This is a genomic window from Engelhardtia mirabilis (assembly GCF_007748095.1).
GTDB lineage: Bacteria > Planctomycetota > UBA1135 > UBA1135.
On record NZ_CP036287.1, the window covers coordinates 2,165,252 to 2,182,974 of the forward strand.

Genomic DNA, 17,723 nt, shown 5'->3' on the forward strand with positions numbered 1-17,723 from the left:
GAGATCTGCGGACAGCGGCCCGCGATCAAGCCGAGCAGTATATCGCCTGGCACCCCCGGTCTGGAGGGCCGGATCGAGCTGGTTGGGCCCTTGGCCCCGATCTCGGGGGGCGAGCGGGACGCACTGGCGGCCGCTGACCGCTAAGCTCCCGCCCATGCGCTGCGCGACCTGGAACGTGAACTCGATCCGCGCCCGCCTTCCGCGGGTCCTGGAGTGGCTGGAGCGGCAATCGCCCGATGTCGTCTGCCTGCAGGAGACGAAGTGCCTGGACGAGGTCTTCCCGCGCGAGCCGATCGAGGACCTCGGCTACAACATCGAGACCTTCGGTCAGAAGACCTACAACGGCGTCGCCATCCTGGCCAAGGGCCGGATCGAAGAGGTTCACCGCGGACTGCCGGGTGACGAGTCGGACATCGAGGCCCGGGTCATCGGAGCCCAGGTGGAGGACTTCCTGTTCCTGGACCTCTACGTGGTCAACGGCCAGGAGGTCGGGGCGCCCAAATACAGCTACAAGCTCGAGTGGCTCGAGCGCGTCCGGCGCCTGATCGACGAGCGCTACGACCTGTCGGAGAAGGTCGTGGTGACCGGCGACTTCAACATCACCTTCGACGACCGCGACGTGTACGACCCGGAGAAGTGGCGCGGGAAGATCCTGTGCTCCGACGCCGAGCGCGAGGCCCTGGCGCGGATCATGGACCTGGGCCTGATCGATGGCCTGCGCCAGCACACCGAGGAGGCCGGGATCTACACCTGGTGGGACTTCCGAACCAGGGGCTTCCAGCGCGGCAACGGCCTGCGAATCGACCACTTCCTGCTCTCGGAGGCGGCCTCCAAGGTCTGCACCGCGGTGGAGGTCGACACCGAGGAGCGCGGGCTGGAGAAGCCCAGCGACCACGCGCCGGTGATTGCGACCTTCGAGTAGCGCGCGCCGCTCAGTCGCTCGCGAGGTCGAGCGCTATCTCCGCGCGGCGCTCTGCGTCGAGGGTCGAATAGAGCTGCTGCCAGGTCTGGTGGGGCGGGTTCAGCCGCAGGGCCAGGAGGTCGGCCAGGCAACCGATCGGGAGGTTATCGGGCAGATTCAGCAGGTCCTCGCTGCGGGCCAGGATCGCGCCGGTGAGCTTCTCACGGAGCTCGCTTTCCCGCGTCACCGGCGCCGGGGTCTCCTCCAGCTGCGCCGCCGAGACGAGTCGGTACTCATGGTCGCTCTCGCACTCGGCGATGCGGACCCGCGACTTGCCCAGCAGCATGATCAGGAAGCGTCCATCGGGCAGTTTCTCGAACTGCACGATTTGCCCCAATCCCGCCACGGGATGCACCGGAGGCGCGTCTTGCATGTCGGACTCGTGGCCCTGGACCACGGTTCCGAGCACGAGTTCGCCGGACCCGTCGAGCACCGCTTCGACCATGGCGCGATAACGCGGCTCGAAGATATGCAGCGGCATCACGGCGTGGGGCACGAGCCACACGTTTGCCAGGGGGAACAGCGGAACGACCTGCTCCTTCGCAGGCAGATCGTCGGGCGGCGGCCAGCAGTCGGGGACGTCGATCAATGCAGGTGCCTCAGGCGCTCTCGGGATCGGCGTGGGGGTGCTGGCTGCGGCTGCGTGCGACCGTCTCGGCCACACGCCGCAGTTGGCGCGCGGTGCCGTCGTCACCGCGGACCGTGTGGCCATTGGCGAGGTTGAGGACGTGGCGCTGGAACAGGGCGGCGTCGTCCGCGTCGCGGAACCAGTCCGGGCGCGGCGCCAGGCCGCGGCGCATCAGATAGGAGAGGCACTCCTTGCGTGTGCGAACCACCCCGGCGTGGAAGGGATCGACGAGCATCGAGCGCTCACCCGCGTGCAGCCGACACATGACGTGCCCGGGGAGCGGCACCCCGGTGGCGTCCAGGCCGGCGCGACGGGCAGTGAAGATATAGATCGCCACGAGGGTCAGCGGCAGCCCGCGCCCCAGCTCCAGGGCCCGATGCAGATGCACGTGGTCGGTGGCGTGGTAGTTCTCCCCGGGGCCGCGCAGCCCCTCCTCGCCGGCCAGGACCGTGACCAGGGCGTGGGCCTGGTCGAGGCCGGGCTCGCGCTCGGCGCTCCGCTCCCGAACCCGCTGGCCGAGGTCGTCCAGGCGCCGACGGGTGGCGCGGGCGTCGAAGTGGGGGTCGTCCACCGCGGCCAGGCGGTAGAGGGCGGATTCCAGGTCGTCGATCCCCCGCCCGGCCTGGGACAGGAGTCGGCGCAGGACCTCCCGCCGCTCCATCTGGGCCAGGATCGAGCGCGCGCGGGCCCGCCGGCGGGGCGCTTGGCCCCGGGCCGCCCGGTCGAGGGCCGGTCGAGCGCGGCGTCCGGCCGACAGCAGCTCGGCTCGAACCGCCTCCCAGGTCGCCGGGGCATCGTCCTCCAGGAGGTCCACCAGGGCCGTCAAGCGCGCCTTCTCGACCCCGGCCAGGCTTCCCGAGGGGAGCTGCGACGGGGTCTGTGGATCCAGAGCCAGGGTGGGGCGCTGGAGCCCGCTGGGGTCGACGGAGGGCTTGCGGGGGCTCGGGGTCATCGCTGGGTGGTCTCGGCACCCTCGGTCGGACCGAGGGATAGGAGCTCGTTTATAGGTGCAGACGGGCCCGGGCTGTAGCGCCCGATCGGCGGGATGGTCGTCCTGCGGCCCCGGCGCGGCCATCGGCCCGCCTTGCGTGCCCCATTGGACCCCCCTATCCTGGTCCGCCTGAATTCGCGGCCGATCCCGTCGGTTGGCCCGAATCCCCTCCGAACGGCCCCGGCGCAACACCCAGGTGGTGCCAACCGGCGTCGCGATCCAGTCCATGACGTCCAATCCCTCGCCCACCGCCGGAGCGCGCTCCGCGGCCTCGCCGGTCGTGATCACCCACGCCCTGCGTACGCCCATCGGCAAGTACCTCGGCGCGTTCGCCGAGTTGAGTGCCGCCGACTTGGGTAGCGGCCTCGTCGCCGAGCTGCTGCAGCGCTCCAAGGTCGAGCCCGGCGAGGTCGGTGAGCTGATCTTCGGCAACGGTCGCCAGGCCGGTGGCGGACCGAACGTGGCGCGTCAGATCAGCGTGCGAGCCGGGCTGCCCGTCGAGGTTCCGGCGCTGACGATCAACATGGCCTGTGCCTCGGGCCTGAAGTCCATCGCCCTGGGCGCCGACTGGATTCGCCTCGGCCGCGCCTCCGCCGTGGTGGTGGGGGGGGTCGAGTGCATGAGCGGCCTGCCCTTCTTCCTGCCGAAGATGCGGACCGGCTATCGCCTCGGACACGCCAAGGTCGTCGATGCCATGTACCAGGACGGCTTCGACTGCCCCCTGGCCGAAATGGTCATGGGCGCGACCGCGGAGGGTCTGGCGCAGGAGCTGGAGATCTCCCGCGACGAGCAGGACCAGTTCGCCCTCGACAGCCAGCGCAAGGCGGCCGCGGCCGTCGAGGCCGGGCGCTTCGCCGACGAGATCGTCCCGGTTGCGGTGCCCCAGCGGCGTGGCGACCCGCTCGTGGTCGCTGCCGACGAGCACCCCCGGCCCAGCACCAGCCTGGAGTCCCTGGCGAAGCTGCCGGCGGTCTTCGCGAAGGAGCACGGCACCGTCACGGCCGGCAACGCCTCGGGCATCACGGACGGAGCCGCGGCCCTGATGCTGATGACTGCCGAGCGCGCGGAACAACTGGGGCACACGCCCCTGGCCTACGTCGGCGAGTGCGCCGAGGCCGGGGTCGATCCGCGCCGCATGGGCATCGGCCCCGTGCCGGCCATGCGCCAACTGGCCGAACGCTGCGGGCGTCGCCCCGGCGACTACGATCTGATCGAGTTGAACGAAGCCTTTGCCGCCCAGGTGCTGGCCTGCCACCGCCAGGAGCCCCTGCCCCTGGACCGGCTCAATGTGAATGGCGGCTCGATCGCCCTGGGGCACCCGATCGGCGCGACCGGCGCGCGGATCGTGGTCACGATGCTGCACGAGTTGGCCCGGCGCGGCGGCAGCCACGGCCTGGCGACCCTGTGCGTCTCCGGCGGAATGGGGCTCGCCGCCGAGTTCCATCGAGAAGGCCTATAGGGCTCGCAGCGCGACTGAAATCGCCCTACTGAGCCCTGAACCTGGCTGAGCGCCCGCTGCGCCCCCCGGCTGCTCGCCCCCCGAATCCACCCATCGCCCGCCCGCCTGAACGCGGTCGGCGCGGACTCGAGTCCCCAACCCCACCCCGCAACAGAATCCTCCTCATGGCAATCAAGAAGGTCGGCGTGATCGGCTGTGGCCTCATGGGTCACGGCATCGTCCAAGTCGCCGCACAGTCCGGCTTCGAGGTCGTAGCCCTCGAGTCGACCCAGCCGGCGCTCGACAAGGGCCTGGCCCGCATCGAGAAGAGCTTGGCGAAATTCGCCGAGAAGGCCGTCGAGAAGGGCAAGCAGACCGAGGACCAGGCCAAGGCCTTCGTCGAGGCGGCGCGCGGTCGCATCCTCGGCTCGCTCGACAAGCAGGACCTGGCCGACTGTGACCTCGTGATCGAGGCCATCGTCGAGGACCTGGACGTCAAGAACGCGCTCTTCGCCGAGCTCGGCAAGATCTGCAAGCCCGAGACGATCCTGGCGTCGAACACGTCGTCGTTCCCGATCTCCGAGATGGGGGTCGCCTCCGGGCGCCCCGAGCGCATGGTCGGCCTGCACTTCTTCAACCCGGTGCAACTGATGCGTCTGGTCGAGGTCGTGCGCGGCGAGCAGACGGCTGAAGACGTCTTCGCCCAGGCCAAGGCCTTCGGCGAGGCCGTCGGCAAGACGCCGGTTTCCTGCAAGGACACCCCGGGCTTCGTGGTCAACCGACTGCTTGTGCCGTACATGAGCCAGGCCCTGTTGATGCTCGATCGCGGCGACGCGACCAAGGAAGACATCGACGCGGCCATGCAGTTCGGCTGCGGCTACCCCATGGGCCCGTTGACGCTGACCGACTACGTCGGGCTCGATACGACCCTGTCGATCCTCGAGGGCTGGGTCGAGCGCTACCCGAACGAGCCCGCATTCGTCATTCCGCAGATCCTCAAGGACAAGGTTGCGGCCGGGAAACTGGGCCGCAAGTCCGGTGAGGGCTTCTACAAGTGGGAAGGGGACAAGAAGTCATGATCGCAACAGCAACCATCGCCGCCCTGGCCAGCGCCCTTGGGGCCCCCGCGTTCGCCGCTCCGGCCCTCGGAGTCGAACCGACAGCCGTGGCCCAGGAGCAGGCTCCCGTGGTGACCTTCGAGGCACCGACGATGTACGTCGCCGGGATGCCCTACGTCGTCGACGTGCGGATCCAGGCCCCGGCCGAGGGCGCGTCGGCCGCGGGCTGGTGGCTCTCGCCCGCCGGCTTCCTGATCAACGGCGAGCCGGCCCAGCGTCGCGAGAGCGAGGCGCTGATCAAGCTGCCGCCCAACGCCTTGATGAGCCTGAGCTTCGACCTGGGGCCCTTCATCACCGCCACCGGCAACTTCGAGTTGTCCTTCGCTCGGGCGGCCTACGAGGGTGGGCCGGTCGCGGTCGACTACTTCGTCGCGGTGCCCACCGAAGGCGAGGCCAAGGTCGACTTCATGACCATGCCCCTCGAGCAGTTGGACGACTACCAGGTGGTGCTCGAGACCAACCGGGGCACGATGGTCGCCGACTTCTGGCCGGAGGTCGCGCCCAACCACGTGCGCAACTTCCTCGACCTGTCCTACACGGGCTTCTACGACGGCACGCTGTTCCACCGCGTGATCCCCGGCTTCATGATCCAGGGTGGCGATCCGTACACCAAGGATCCGAGCAAGTCGCGCCTGTGGGGAACCGGCAATGGTCCGCGGCAGCTTCAGGCCGAGTTCAACGACCGCCAACACGTGCCCGGCGTGCTCTCGGCGGCGCGCTCGCAGGACCCGAACTCTGCCTCGTCGCAGTTCTTCCTGATGCACGCCCGCTCCACGCACCTCGACGGTCAGTACAGCGCCTTCGGGCAACTCACCCGCGGTCTCGAGGTGGTCGACAAGATCGTCAAGTCGCCGCGCAACGGGCAGGATCGCCCCGATCAGCCCCAGCAGCTGATCCACGCCATCGTAGTCAAGAAGAGCTGAACGGAGAACCAAATGGGAAACTACGACGACGTGACCGCGGTGCTCGACACGACCGCCGGCGAGATGAAGCTCGAGTTCTTCGAGGACAAGGCCCCGGGCCACGTGAAGAATTTCGTCGAGCTGGCTGAGAAGGGCTTCTACGACGGCACGATCTTCCACCGCGTGATCCCCGGCTTCATGATCCAGGGCGGTTGCCCCGAGGGCTCGGGCCGCGGCGGCCCCGGCTACCAGATCAAGGCCGAATTCAACGACGTGCCGCACACCCGCGGCGTGCTGTCGATGGCTCGCTCCCAGAGCCCCGACTCGGCGGGCAGCCAGTTCTTCATCTGCCACGGCGACGCCGGCTTCCTCGACCGCCAGTACACGGCCTTCGGGCGTCTGGTGGAGGGGGACGACACCCTCGACGCGATCGCCCAGGGCGAGACCTTGCCCGGCGGAGAGAAGTCGAGCCCCAAGAACCCGGTCAAGATCAACTCGGTTCGCATCGAGCGCTCACAGGGTTGAGTTTGACTGGACTGGGCCCGACTGGATCGGGCCCGACTGGGCCGAGCAACGAGTCGCCTCGAGGTCGTCGCTACCTGGCACGAGCCGCCGCAACGGGCGCGCCCGGCCGACGGTAGTGGCGGCCACCCGGCGCGCCGCCCCGCGGCCGCTCGGGACCCCCTCGATCCAACCACCGCACCCCGCATCCCGATCCGAGATCAAAGTGAGCTACGAGAACATCCTGCTGGAGGCCGCAGAGGGCATGGCGACGGTGACGATCAACCGTCCCGACAAGATGAACGCCCTGAACGACGCCACGCTCCACGAGCTGGCCCACGCCTTCGACGCCGTCAAGGCTGACGACGACGTGCGCGCGATGATCCTGACGGGCTCCGGTGACAAGGCCTTCGTGGCTGGCGCCGACATCAACGAGCTGGCGAAGATGAAGCCCCTGGGCGCCAAGGACCTGGCCTTCTTCGGCCAGAATGTCCTGAGCCGCCTGGAGACCATGGGCAAGCCGACCATCGCAATGGTCAACGGCTTCGCCCTCGGCGGCGGGCTCGAGCTGGCCCTGGCCTGCACCCTGCGGACGGCTTCCACGTCGGCGCGGGTCGGCCTGCCGGAAGTGAGCCTGGGGATCATCCCCGGCTACGGCGGCAGCCAGCGCCTGGCGCGCATCGCCGGGCCCGGTGTGGCTCGCGAGTGGATCCTGACCGGCGACATGTTCGGTGCGGAGGAGGCCCACCGCGTGGGCGTGGTCAACCGCCTGTTCGCGCCCGAAGAGCTGCTCGAGGGCACGCACAAGATGGTCAAGACGATCCTCTCGCGCGGTCCGATCGCGGTGCGCCTGGCCCTCGAGGCCATCCGTCGCGGTACCAACATGAGCCAGGCCGAGGGCGAGTTGATCGAGACCGACATGTTCGCTCTGGCGGCGACCACGCAGGACATGCAGGAGGGCATGACCGCCTTCCTCGAGAAGCGTCGCCCCGAGTTCAAGAACAACTGATCCCGCCAGGGACCTGAAGACCAAAGACCCATGAGCAAATCAATCGTCCTCGTCGGCGGCGCTCGCACGGCCATGTGTGAGTACAGCGGCACCCCCAAGTTCGGCAAGTTCAAGGACGTGTCGGCCATCGACCTGGGCGCCCACGCGGCCAAGGCGGCCCTGGAGCGTGCCAAGGTCGGCGCGGACACGGTCGACCACGTGGTCATCGGCAACGCGCTGCAGACCTCGAACGACGCCATCTACGGCGCGCGTCACGTGGGCCTGAAGGCCGGCACGCCCCACGGGGTCCCGGCCCTGACCGTCAACCGCCTGTGCGGGTCCGGTATCCAGTCGCTGATCAACGGCGCGCAGATGATTGCCCTGGGCGAGGCCACCACGGTCCTCGCCGGCGGCATGGAGAACATGAGCCAGGCGCCCTACGTGCTGCACGGTGCGCGCCAGGGCTTCCCCTTCGGCACCGCGCCGCAGATGGAAGACCTGCTCTTCGCCAGCCTGCAGGACCCGTTCTGCGGGCTCTACATGGCGCAGACGGCCGAGAAGGTCGCCAAGCGCCTGGGCATCAGCCGCGAGGAGCAGGACGCCTACGCCCTGCGTAGCCACCAGCTCGGCGCAGCGGCGGTGAGCGAGGGTCGCTTCGCTGAGGAGATCGCGCCGTACACGATCCAGACCCGCAAGGGCGACGTGGTCGTCGACACCGACGATCACATCCGGCCCGACACCACCCTCGAGGGCCTGGGCCAATTGCGCGCGGCCTTCGGCAAGGACGGCACGGTCACCGCGGGCAACGCCAGCGGCATCGTCGACGGAGCCGCCGCCGTGGTGATGACCACCGCCGATCGCGCTGCTGCCGACAAGTTGGACGTCTTCGCCCGCGTGCTCTCCTACGCCACGGTCGGCGTGGACCCCTCGGAAATGGGCATCGGCCCTGTTCCGGCCATACGCGCCTGCCTCGACCGGGCCGGCGTGGCCCTGGGTGACGTGGATCGGATCGAGATCAACGAGGCCTTCTCCGCCCAGTACCTGGGCTGTGAGAAGGAGCTCGAGCTCGACCGCGACAAGGTCAACGTCAACGGCGGCGCGATCAGCCTCGGGCACCCCCTGGGCGCGACCGGCAGCCGCCTGATCCTGACCCTGATGTACGAGCTGCGCCGCTCGGGCAAGCGCTACGGCGTGGCCAGCGCCTGCATCGGTGGCGGTCAGGGCATCGCGATGCTGATCGAGAACCCCGACGCCTGAGACGCGAAGCGACGCGATTCCAAACGTCGACCGGAAGGTCGGCGGTGTCCGCAGCGCCGGGAGCCGCGTGCTCCCCGGCGGAAGGTTTGACCCCTCCGTGAACTCTCTGATCCACACCCACGACGACGGCTCTCGGGTCGTGAAGCTCGACCCCGACCACAGGGTTCTGTTCCTGTTCAAGGACCTCGAGCAGATCCGCCGTCAGCTCCGCGGCGAGGTCGCCTTCCGCATGGCGGACATCGACCCCGCGGACCTCCTGGACGACATCAACACCGACGTGATGACGCCCGCGTGGGTCTGCTTCCGGCACAAGCCCGAGGACATCGCCCTGGACGCCTACGCGGGTCTCCTGGATGACTCCGGCGAGCGGGTCTTCGGGACCCGGGCGCTGATGGATGGCGGCTTCAAGGCGATCGTGTCCGGTCAGCGCAAGGGCACCGGGTCCAGCCGCGAGACGGCGGTTCAGTGCGAGAAGTGGTCGGGCATCGAAGCGGTCTTCGCCTCGTCGTTCGCGCCGATCCACGAGCGCAACAACCTCAATCTGGGCCAGCTGCTGGGTGGCCACGAGTTGATCGTGCGGCTGCAGGCCGGCGAAGCAGTGCCCCTGGCGGAGTTCACCGGGGAGTACGACCCGGTCACGCGCACGATCGTGGAGGCGGGCGGCCTGTTCGCCTTCGCGGCCAAGTACGAGGCGGGCGAGGCGACGGTTCCGCTGCCCGACACCGCCCGCCGCCCGATGACCATCGCGGAGAAGATCATCGCTCGGCACCTCGTTGGCGCCGATGCTGCCGCGGAGCGCTTCGTCGCCCCCGGCGACGCCTGCCTGGTCAGGGTGGACGGCGGCTACAGCCACGAGTTCACCACGGCCCAAGTGCACTACTTCCTGCAGTCCGAGTACGGCGACGACTACGGCATCCCCGACGCCTCCAAGTTCGCGGTCTTCGAGGATCACCTGCTCTACGCCGACGGCGTGGCGCGCATGGCGCCCTTCGCGCCCCAGATCCAGACCCTGCGCGACCTGCAGCTCGAGTTCCAGCGCCACACCAAGGTGCGCGACTACTCGGCGAAGGATGGCGTCAGCCCGGGTATCTGCCACCAGGTGGCTCGCGAGCACTTCGTGGACCCGGGGGACTTCATCCAGGCCACCGACAGCCACACCTGCATGGGCGGTGGCAACAACGCCCTGACCTACGGCGTGGGCGCGACCGAGTACGCGGGCCTGATCTACTCGGGCTTCACCTTCGTGCAGGTGCCGGAGTCGATCCGCTTCGAGCTGGTCGGCGCCCTGCGCCCGGGTTGTACCGCCAAGGACGTGATCCTCCACATCCTGCGGACCCACGCGGTGGCAGAGGAGACCCTCGACCGCTCGATGGAGTTCGGCGGTCCCGGGCTGGCCTCGCTCGACATGGACGAGCGTGCCACCCTGACCAACATGGCCACCGAGTGCACCGCGAAGACGGGCATCTGCGAGGGCGACCGGATCACGGCGCAGTGGTTGGCCGCGCGGCGCCCGGGCCAGACCATCGAGCAGATCGAGGCCAGCTTCGTCAGCGCCGACGAAGGCGCGACCTACGACGGCGGCGTGCACACCATCGATCTCTCGACGATTGAGCCGATGGTGGCCGAGCCCGGCGACCCGACCTACGGGAAGAACATCGAGGACCTGGGCGAAGTCGCGATCGACATCGCCTACGGCGGTTCCTGCACCGCGGGCAAGGAGCGCGACCTGGACTTCTACGCCGAGGTGCTCGCCGAGGCCCTGGACGCCGGTGCGCGCATCGCCCCCGGCGTGCGGATGTTCATCCAGTACGGCAGCGAGAGTGTCCGCGACTACGCCCGCGCCAAGGGCTACGTGGAGATCTTCGAACGCGCCGGTGTCACGGTGATCGACCCAGGCTGTGGAGCCTGCATCGGCTGCGGACCGGGCGTCTCCGACGACGCCGAGCAGGTCACCGTGAGCGCAATCAACCGCAACTTCCGAGGCCGCAGCGGCCCCGGGAAGCTGTACCTGGCTTCACCTCTGACGGTCGCGGCCAGCGCCGTGGTCGGACGCATCGCGGCTTACCGGCGCGGCATGTTCGCCGCCCACGCGACCGGAGTCTCCTGACTCGAGCCCCGCTCGAGTTTCCAACAGAACACCCCCCACCCGGATCGTCGGAGACGCATCTTCGCGCGCCCGTCAGGATCCCCCCAAGACCCATGAAGCAGTACGACATCGCGTCCATCGGTGGTGATGGCATCGGCCCCGAGGTGACGGCCCAGGCCATGCGGATCCTCGACGCGGCAGCCGAGCAATTCGGCTTCTCGCTGAAGATCCAGGATTACCCCCTGGGGACCGACTACTACCTTGCGAACAACGAGATCTTCCCCAGCTCGATCTTCGAGGAGTGCAAGCAGCAGCACGCGATCTTCCTCGGGGCGATCGGCGATCCGCGCGTGCCCGTGGGCATGATCGAGTTCGGCATCATCGCCAAGCTGCGCTTCGAGCTGGACCTCTACATCAACCTGCGTCCGGTCAAGCTTTACGACGCGCGGCTGTGCCCGCTCAAGGACAAGACGCCGGAGGACATCGACATGTTGATCGTGCGTGAGAACACCGAGGGTGCCTACTCGGGCATGCACGGTTTCGCGCACAAGGGGCAGCCGCTCGAGGTCGCGACCCAGACCATGGTCTACACCCGCGAGGGGGTCGAGCGTGCGGTGCGCTACGCCTTCGAGCTGACCAAGACGCGGGCCGAGCGCAAGGTGACCCTGGTCGACAAGGCCAACGCCATCCGCGCCCAGGACATCTGGACCCGCACCTTCGCCGAGGTGGCGGCCGAGTACCCGGACGTGGCCACCGACCACGCCTACGTGGACGCCGCCTGCATGTGGATGATCAAGAACCCCGAGTGGTTCGACGTGATCGTGACCCCCAACCTGTTCGGCGACATCATCACCGACCTGGGCGCCAGCTTGCAGGGCGGCATGGGCATCGCGGCCAGCGGCAACATCCACCCGGGTCAGGTCAGCCTGTTCGAGCCGATCCACGGCTCCGCGCCCAAGCATGCAGGCAAGAACGTGGCCTCGCCGGTGGCGGCGATCATGGCCGCTTCGATGTTGCTGGACTACGTCGGCGAGAAGGAAGCTGGCGCCGCGATCGAGACCGCCATCGTGGACCTGGTTCGCGACGGCAGTATCCGCGGCGTCTCGACCGCCATGCACCGCACCGACGAGGTCGGGGACATGGTGCTCGAGCGCATGCGCTCGACCGCGGGTGTCTGACCGCGACGAGACCGAGCCAGGTGAGGCCTGGCGGTGAAGGGACCCGGGGTGATCTGCGATCGCCCCGGGCCCCTTACCATTGGCCCATGTCCGCCTCCGAACCCCTGCCCGGGGCCAGGTTCCACCTGGCCTTCCCGGTCGACGACCTGGCCGCGGCCGAAGCCTTCTACGCCGTGCTGCTCGGGTGCCCGATCGGTCGGCGCTCACAGGCCTGGATCGACTTCGACCTGGGCGGGAACCAGCTCACCGCCCACTTGGTGAGTGGGACGGAGCAGGGCGTGGGCAGCAACCCGGTCGATGGAGACCAGGTGCCGGTGCGCCATTTCGGCTTGGTGCTCCCATGGGAAGTCTGGGAGGCCCTGGCCGAGCGCTTGGCCGCCGCGGGCGCCGCCTTCCAGATCTCACCCCGCGTGCGCTTCGTCGGTGAAGTGGGGGAGCAGGGGACGTTCTTCATCCACGATCCCGCCGGCAACGCGCTCGAGTTCAAGGCCTTCCGCGACCCGCGACGGCTCTTCGCCCGCTGAGTTGGCCCGCGAGCCGCTCGCCTGGTGGTGCGACCTCGGTCAGGGCGCCAGGCGGAAGGTCGCGAAGGTCAGGTCGTCGGGCTTGGACGGAGCCTGGCCGCCCGGTGCGTTCATGCGCTCGGTGGCGACCGACTCGAGCTGCTGGCACACACTGGCCAACTCGCCGCCTCTGGACAACTCGCTCAACTCGGCCAGGGTCAGGTTGTCGAACAGCCCGTCCGTGGCGAGCAGCACCGTGTCGCCGGGGTCGAGCTCGATCGCCGACGAGAACTCGATGTGGATGCGCTCCAGTCCGAGGCAGTTGAAGATGATGTTGCGGTGGTCGTGAAAGAAGGCCTCGGCTTCGGTGATCAAGCCCGACTCGAGGGCATAGCCCACCGGCGAGTGGGCCACCGTCTGCAGCCTCAACTCACCGTCAGCGTCGAAGATCAGGATCGCGCTGTCGCCCGCGTGGTAGGTGCGAAGCTGCCGGCCGAGGATCTCGACCGCAGCCAAGGTCGTCGCACCGCCGTCGCCCGTCTCGCGGATGGCCCGGTGTGCCAGCTCGATGCCGTCGAGCACCGCGTTCCGCAGGCGGCTCTCGGTCACGTCGCCCCCGAGTTCGCCGAGGGTCCGACCGATCTCCTCGAGGGCTCGGGTCGAGGCCATCGCGCCGCCCGGTAGCCCGCCCACGCCATCGGCCACGGCGATGACCACCGCATCGCCGACCCGGAAGACGGCCGCGCCGTCCTCGTTCCGATCCGGATGCAGGGGCGAGGGCGAGGTGTAGACGACGAGCTCACCCGCGGTGAGATCGATGCCCTCGCAGATCCGCCGGTTGCAGCCGGTGTAGAAGCGAGTCGTGAACGCGTCCTGCGCGGAAAGGGGAGGTCCGGGGAGCATTGGGCCTCATGGCCTTGATTCGGTTGGGGAGTCCTGGCTCGATCGCCAGTCAGCGACGAAGTCAGGTGCAGATCGGAGTCGGGGCAGGTTGGTAGGGGGCAGGTTCGTCAGGGAGCATGGGCATGAACCCCGTCAGCGGAGCTGCCCGGATGTCATGGCCGGGGAAGGGCTGGTAAGGCCACCGCTGTTCGCGCGGATTCGGCCGCGAGTCGTCGCGTCGGCGCCCTCGCGTCGACGGTCGATGACTCGGAAGGCGCAGTCGAGTACGAGTTCGCCACGGCGCGCGATCCCGTTGGGCGCGGTGACTTCCAGGCTGTGGACGATCAGCGGACCGAGGCCCACCTGCCCGCGGGCCAAGGGCTGGCGGTCGATCAGCCAGCTCAGGGGGTGCGGATTGAGGACTCGACCGCCCTCGGCCAGGAACAGCTCGGCCTGGCGCGTCGAGACGAACATCGAGCGCTCGGTGCGCGGACCGGGGGTCGCGCGAATGCACACCCGGCGCGGGCCGGAGCGAACTTCGACCTCCAGGTCGCCCCTTGCGGTCTCGTTCCACTGGGAGTGGCGCGGCGGACGCTCCGCACTGCGCGGGACGCCCCAACGCTCCGGCCAGCCGGCGCCGATCCGCGCGCTCGACCAGCGGTCGAGTACCCACAGGCCGCGGGCGCCGTCGGCGCGCGACACCGGCACTCGCCAGGCGATCAGGGCGACGTCGCCACCCAGGGGCAGATCGATCGGCGCGGCGCAGGCGAGCTCCAGCAGAACCCAGCCCTCACGCTCCACCGCCGTCAGATCGCTGGGCAGCGCTTCTCGAAGCGCGCGGGCGGGTGCGCGATAGAGGATCGAGACCTGGCGTGCCGGCGGTCCCGCGAGAGCGGAGAACATGCCCATTGCGCGACACTGTACCCCGGGCACCCGCTCCCGGTGCAAGGGGGCCAGGGGGCGGCCATCGAGCCCGCGAGTACGAGTTGGCCGCCGCAGGGACACACTCGATCCGCGCCAGGCCCGACCCACGCCCGGGGACGGCCGTGGCGGCCCTGGCACGGTCGATCGGAGTTCAGTCCGCCGTACCGGATCCGGTACGAGTCGTGGGCACGGCACTCGGCTCCGCCACGGCCAGGCCGAAACGGCGCGCCCGATCGAAGAGGAACTGGACCGGCTCCAGCCCGGCGGCCCGCAGCTCGGCGCCCACGTCCGACGGCGAGAATTTGCCCGAGACTTCCACCCGCAGGTACTCGCCCCGCTCGAAGTCCAGGGTCAGGTCGAGGGCCTCGATCCGCACGGTCATGGCCGCTGTCGCCACCAGGCCGATGTCCATGCGACGCGCGGCGGCGTCCCAGGTGCCGCGGTAGCGGAACCGTTCGGGGTCGAAGTCCGCGCCATAGTCGCGGTTGAGCACGACCAGCACGTTGCGGATGAACTCGCGGGTGACCCCGGCAGCGTCGTTGTAGGCGGCCTCGAGGGCCTCGCGGTCCTTGACCAGGTCGAAGCCGAGCAGCAGCGCGTCACCGGGTCGCAGAAGGCTGTGGACCTGCTTCAAGAACGCTCGGCGCTCGGACTCCATCAGGTTGCCGATGGTCGAGCCCAGGAAGGCGACCACGCGCCGACCGGGGTGGGGCACGGCGTGGAGGTCGGTGTGGAAGTCACCGACCACGCCGCGCACTTCGAGCTCCGCGTAGTCGCGGCACAGCACGTCCGCGGCCGCACGCACCGCGTCGTCACTGACGTCGAAGGGCACGTAGCGCGACCCGCCGTGCTCCAACATCGCCTCGAGCAGGGCGCGCGTCTTGCGCGACGAACCCGAGCCGATCTCGAACAGCTCCTCGGGCCGGTAGCGCTCCATGATCGCCGGCGCGTGCTGCTCCAGGATCTCGGCCTCCGAGCGCGTGGGGTAGTACTCCGGCTGGCGCGTGATGCGCTCGAACAGCTCGGATCCGTGCCCGTCGTAGAGCAGCTTGGGTTGCAGCTCCTTGGGACTTCCCGCCAGGCCCGCGCGCAGCTCGTCGAGCGCCTCGCGCTCCTGCTCCTCGGGCCCCTCGAGTCGGCGAATGATCAGGGTCGGCGTGGAGTCGTCGCTCATGGTTCCGGCGGGGGAGGTTCGCTACTCCGCGGGGGGGCTCGGTGCACCGACTTCGAGGGCCACCGAGCGGAGGGACTCCGCGGGCCGATCGACGCACATCCGGACTTGGGTCTGGTCCGGAACCGGCTCCCAACTCGCCGGCGGGCTCTTAGTCGATCCCGGGTCCGGAATCGAGCCTTGCAGGGGTTCGGAAGCGATCTGCGCGCTCTCCGCTTCCTTGTCCGCCCGAATGTACAGGCTGTTCGGAGGCAGGCCAACCGCCGAGCGGATCGCGCTCAGGCTGCCCCCGTCGACCGCCACCGAGACCAGGTTGGCGCGTACCCCGGCGGCGACGCAAATCTCGGCGAGCTCCGCGGTGGCCGCGGCGTGGGCCTCGGCGAGCCCGGCCGCGGGACGCTCGCGCAGGTGGCGGCGCAGCAGCGCGAACAGCACCAGGGAGTCGGTTCGGACCTGCAGCTCGCCGAAGAGGTCGTCGGGCAGCCGCGCCAGGACACTCCTCGCGACGGCCCGCTCGAAGTCCTCGACGAAGCCGTTGTGGGCGAAGGCCACGCCGTCGGCGACGAAGGGGGCCACGGCGGCGGCGCTGAAGGGCATGCCCGGCGTGGCCGAGCGCACCGCGGCGAGGATCACCTCGGCCTCGATTCGCGGCGCCAGTGCCGGCAGGTTCGGATCGCTCCAGGGCGGCCGCTCGGTGACGTAGCGCAGGGGCTCCCCCGCGCCGCGCCGCGGCCACCAGGCAACGCCGGTGCCGTCCACGTTGACGTGCCCCGAGCACATCTCGCGCGGCCGGTAGGCCTGGACCTCGAGCGAGTGCTCTGGATCGTAGAGCAGCGAACTCAGCGGGACCCGGACCCCGACGTGAGCGCCCAAGCGGCACATGCTCAGGCGTCCCAGGCCAGCCGGCAGCCGGCGAAGATCTGGCGTCGTTCGGGCAGGTCCCAGTTGCGGTAGGTCACGCGCGCCAGGGCCCCGGCCGCGGCCCACGACGAACCCCGCAGGACCCGATAGCCACGGTCGAAGAACACCTGACTGTACTCCGGGTAGGGGAAGGGCTCGAAGCCGCGGTAGCCGTCGAAGCTCGACGCGGTCCACTCGTGCACGTCCCCGAGCATCTGCTCGATTCCAAGGGGCGAAGCGCCGCGCGGGAAGCTGCCCACCGGCGCGGGGCCGTCGCGCCGGCCGTCGCAGTTGGCCCGCGCCTCGTCGATCTGGGGCGTGCCCCAGGGATAGGGGGCGCGGGCGCCGCCGGCTGTGGCTGCGTGCTCCCATTCGAACTCGGTGGGCAGGCGTGCACCGACCCAGGTGGCGAAGGCCTCGGCCTCGTGGCAGGAGATGTGTTGCACCGGCTCGCGCGGATCGACGGCGATCTGCCGCCCGAAGCGGCGCACGCTCCAACGCCCGTCGTCGTTGCGGGTCCACCCCGCGGGCGAGCGAGCGCCACAGCGCGCCAGCCAGGAGCGACCCTCAGCGGTCCACAACTCCGATCGCGCGTAGCAGCCCGCTTCGACGAAGGCCAGGAAGCGGCGGTTGGTCAGCGGATAGCGATCCAAGGCGAAGGGGGCCAGCTCGACCGCATGGCGCGGCCGCTCGTTGTCGTAGGGGCCCCATTCGGTCTGCCCACCGATCACGACCTCGGCGCCGGGCAGTTGGATCCGCTGCTCGTCGTCGACGGCCGGCGCCTGCTCGGCTCGGGGCTCTCCGGCCATCGGATCGGCCGTCGGAATGGCGACGCCCAGGTGTTGGAGCGACTGAAGCAGGGTCTCCTGGTGCTGGGCTTCGTGCTGCACGAGCATCGACCAGACGTAGCCCGATCGCACGAGGTCGTCGCCGTCCGTGAGCCGCGCCCGCTCCAGCCCCTCGAGGGTCCGCGCGCGTACCCGCTCGAGTAGTTCGAGGGCACCGTCGCGATCCAGGAGAGGCAAGTCACAGCGCTTGGACCTGGGCTGCTCGAAGGCGTCGTAGAGCTCGTCGAGCTCGGGGGCCGAGACCCGCTCGGACTCGCCCAACACCCGCCGCACGCCCCACAGGTCCTCGAAGCTGGCCAGGTGGCCGAGATCCCAGATCCCCGGACCCAGGGCGGCGTCCGCGCGACGGGCCAGATCCGCAGCCGAGGTCGCTTCGACCAACTCGAGGGTGCGACGGCGCGCAGCGGCCAGCTCGCGACGCAGTCGCTCCCGCAGGGCGTCCATCGG

17 protein-coding genes are annotated in these 17,723 nt (G+C 69.6%); 10 read left to right on the forward strand and 7 right to left on the reverse strand.

Annotated elements, in window-relative coordinates:
* The first annotated feature begins 154 nt into the window (after nt 1–154).
* Entirely contained in the window at nt 155–922 is a 768-nt protein-coding gene (xth, locus tag Pla133_RS07895) for an exodeoxyribonuclease III (RefSeq protein ID WP_145064373.1), read from the forward strand.
* A gap of 10 nt (nt 923–932) precedes the next feature.
* Here xth and Pla133_RS07900 read toward each other — a convergent pair whose 3' ends face one another.
* Nucleotides 933–1,550: an LON peptidase substrate-binding domain-containing protein gene (locus Pla133_RS07900; RefSeq protein ID WP_419192232.1), complete on the reverse strand. Its 618-nt coding sequence runs from the start codon at nt 1,548–1,550 to the stop codon at nt 933–935.
* A gap of 10 nt (nt 1,551–1,560) precedes the next feature.
* Nucleotides 1,561–2,541 carry a transglutaminase family protein gene (locus tag Pla133_RS07905; protein ID WP_419192233.1) on the reverse strand — a complete coding sequence of 327 codons (981 nt, stop codon included), beginning with the start codon at nt 2,539–2,541 and terminating at the stop codon, nt 1,561–1,563.
* 265 nt (nt 2,542–2,806) lie between these two features.
* Between Pla133_RS07905 and Pla133_RS07910 the strand changes: the two genes are divergently transcribed.
* The 9 genes from Pla133_RS07910 (at nt 2,807) to Pla133_RS07950 (ending at nt 12,572) form a co-directional block, all read left to right on the forward strand.
* Nucleotides 2,807–4,039, forward strand: a complete 1,233-nt coding sequence (locus tag Pla133_RS07910; protein WP_145064376.1) for a thiolase family protein — start codon at nt 2,807–2,809, stop codon at nt 4,037–4,039.
* Nucleotides 4,040–4,203: 164 nt separating this feature from the next.
* Nucleotides 4,204–5,097: a 3-hydroxyacyl-CoA dehydrogenase family protein gene (locus tag Pla133_RS07915; protein ID WP_145064377.1), complete on the forward strand. Its 894-nt coding sequence runs from the start codon at nt 4,204–4,206 to the stop codon at nt 5,095–5,097.
* On the forward strand, nt 5,094–6,059 hold the full coding sequence (locus Pla133_RS26090; RefSeq protein ID WP_419192234.1) for a peptidylprolyl isomerase: 966 nt from the start codon (nt 5,094–5,096) through the stop codon (nt 6,057–6,059). Before Pla133_RS07915 ends, Pla133_RS26090 begins: the two co-directional genes overlap by 4 nt.
* Before the next feature lie 12 nt (nt 6,060–6,071).
* Nucleotides 6,072–6,563, forward strand: coding sequence for a peptidylprolyl isomerase (locus Pla133_RS07925; RefSeq protein WP_145064378.1), 492 nt, complete (start codon nt 6,072–6,074; stop codon nt 6,561–6,563).
* A gap of 202 nt (nt 6,564–6,765) precedes the next feature.
* Nucleotides 6,766–7,548, forward strand: coding sequence for an enoyl-CoA hydratase-related protein (locus Pla133_RS07930; protein WP_145064379.1), 783 nt, complete (start codon nt 6,766–6,768; stop codon nt 7,546–7,548).
* 30 nt (nt 7,549–7,578) lie between these two features.
* Nucleotides 7,579–8,784 carry an acetyl-CoA C-acetyltransferase gene (locus Pla133_RS07935; protein WP_145064380.1) on the forward strand — a complete coding sequence of 402 codons (1,206 nt, stop codon included), beginning with the start codon at nt 7,579–7,581 and terminating at the stop codon, nt 8,782–8,784.
* Nucleotides 8,785–8,881: 97 nt separating this feature from the next.
* A complete protein-coding gene (locus Pla133_RS07940) occupies nt 8,882–10,891 on the forward strand; it encodes an aconitase family protein (RefSeq protein WP_419192235.1) in 2,010 nt (669 codons plus the stop codon).
* Nucleotides 10,892–10,983: 92 nt separating this feature from the next.
* Complete coding sequence (locus tag Pla133_RS07945; protein WP_145064381.1) at nt 10,984–12,048, forward strand: 3-isopropylmalate dehydrogenase; 1,065 nt, start codon at nt 10,984–10,986, stop codon at nt 12,046–12,048.
* An 86-nt stretch (nt 12,049–12,134) separates the two neighbouring features.
* A complete protein-coding gene (locus tag Pla133_RS07950) occupies nt 12,135–12,572 on the forward strand; it encodes a VOC family protein (protein WP_145064382.1) in 438 nt (145 codons plus the stop codon).
* Nucleotides 12,573–12,611: 39 nt separating this feature from the next.
* On the opposite strand, the gene Pla133_RS07955 is transcribed toward Pla133_RS07950, so the two are convergent.
* From Pla133_RS07955 to Pla133_RS07975, 5 genes are all read right to left on the reverse strand, one after another.
* Nucleotides 12,612–13,454, reverse strand: a complete 843-nt coding sequence (locus Pla133_RS07955) for a PP2C family protein-serine/threonine phosphatase (protein WP_145064383.1) — start codon at nt 13,452–13,454, stop codon at nt 12,612–12,614.
* Between the two features lie 132 nt (nt 13,455–13,586).
* The gene (locus Pla133_RS07960) at nt 13,587–14,336 is read right to left on the reverse strand and encodes a hypothetical protein (RefSeq protein ID WP_145064384.1); all 750 of its coding nucleotides are present in this window, start codon (nt 14,334–14,336) and stop codon (nt 13,587–13,589) included.
* Nucleotides 14,337–14,508: 172 nt separating this feature from the next.
* The gene (egtD, locus tag Pla133_RS07965; protein ID WP_145064385.1) at nt 14,509–15,531 is read right to left on the reverse strand and encodes an L-histidine N(alpha)-methyltransferase; all 1,023 of its coding nucleotides are present in this window, start codon (nt 15,529–15,531) and stop codon (nt 14,509–14,511) included.
* Nucleotides 15,532–15,552: 21 nt separating this feature from the next.
* Nucleotides 15,553–16,401 carry a class II glutamine amidotransferase gene (locus tag Pla133_RS07970; RefSeq protein ID WP_419192236.1) on the reverse strand — a complete coding sequence of 283 codons (849 nt, stop codon included), beginning with the start codon at nt 16,399–16,401 and terminating at the stop codon, nt 15,553–15,555.
* An 11-nt stretch (nt 16,402–16,412) separates the two neighbouring features.
* Nucleotides 16,413–17,720 (reverse strand): SUMF1/EgtB/PvdO family nonheme iron enzyme, encoded by a 1,308-nt coding sequence (locus tag Pla133_RS07975; protein ID WP_145064387.1) that lies wholly within the window; start codon nt 17,718–17,720, stop codon nt 16,413–16,415.
* Between the last annotated feature and the right edge of the window lie 3 nt (nt 17,721–17,723).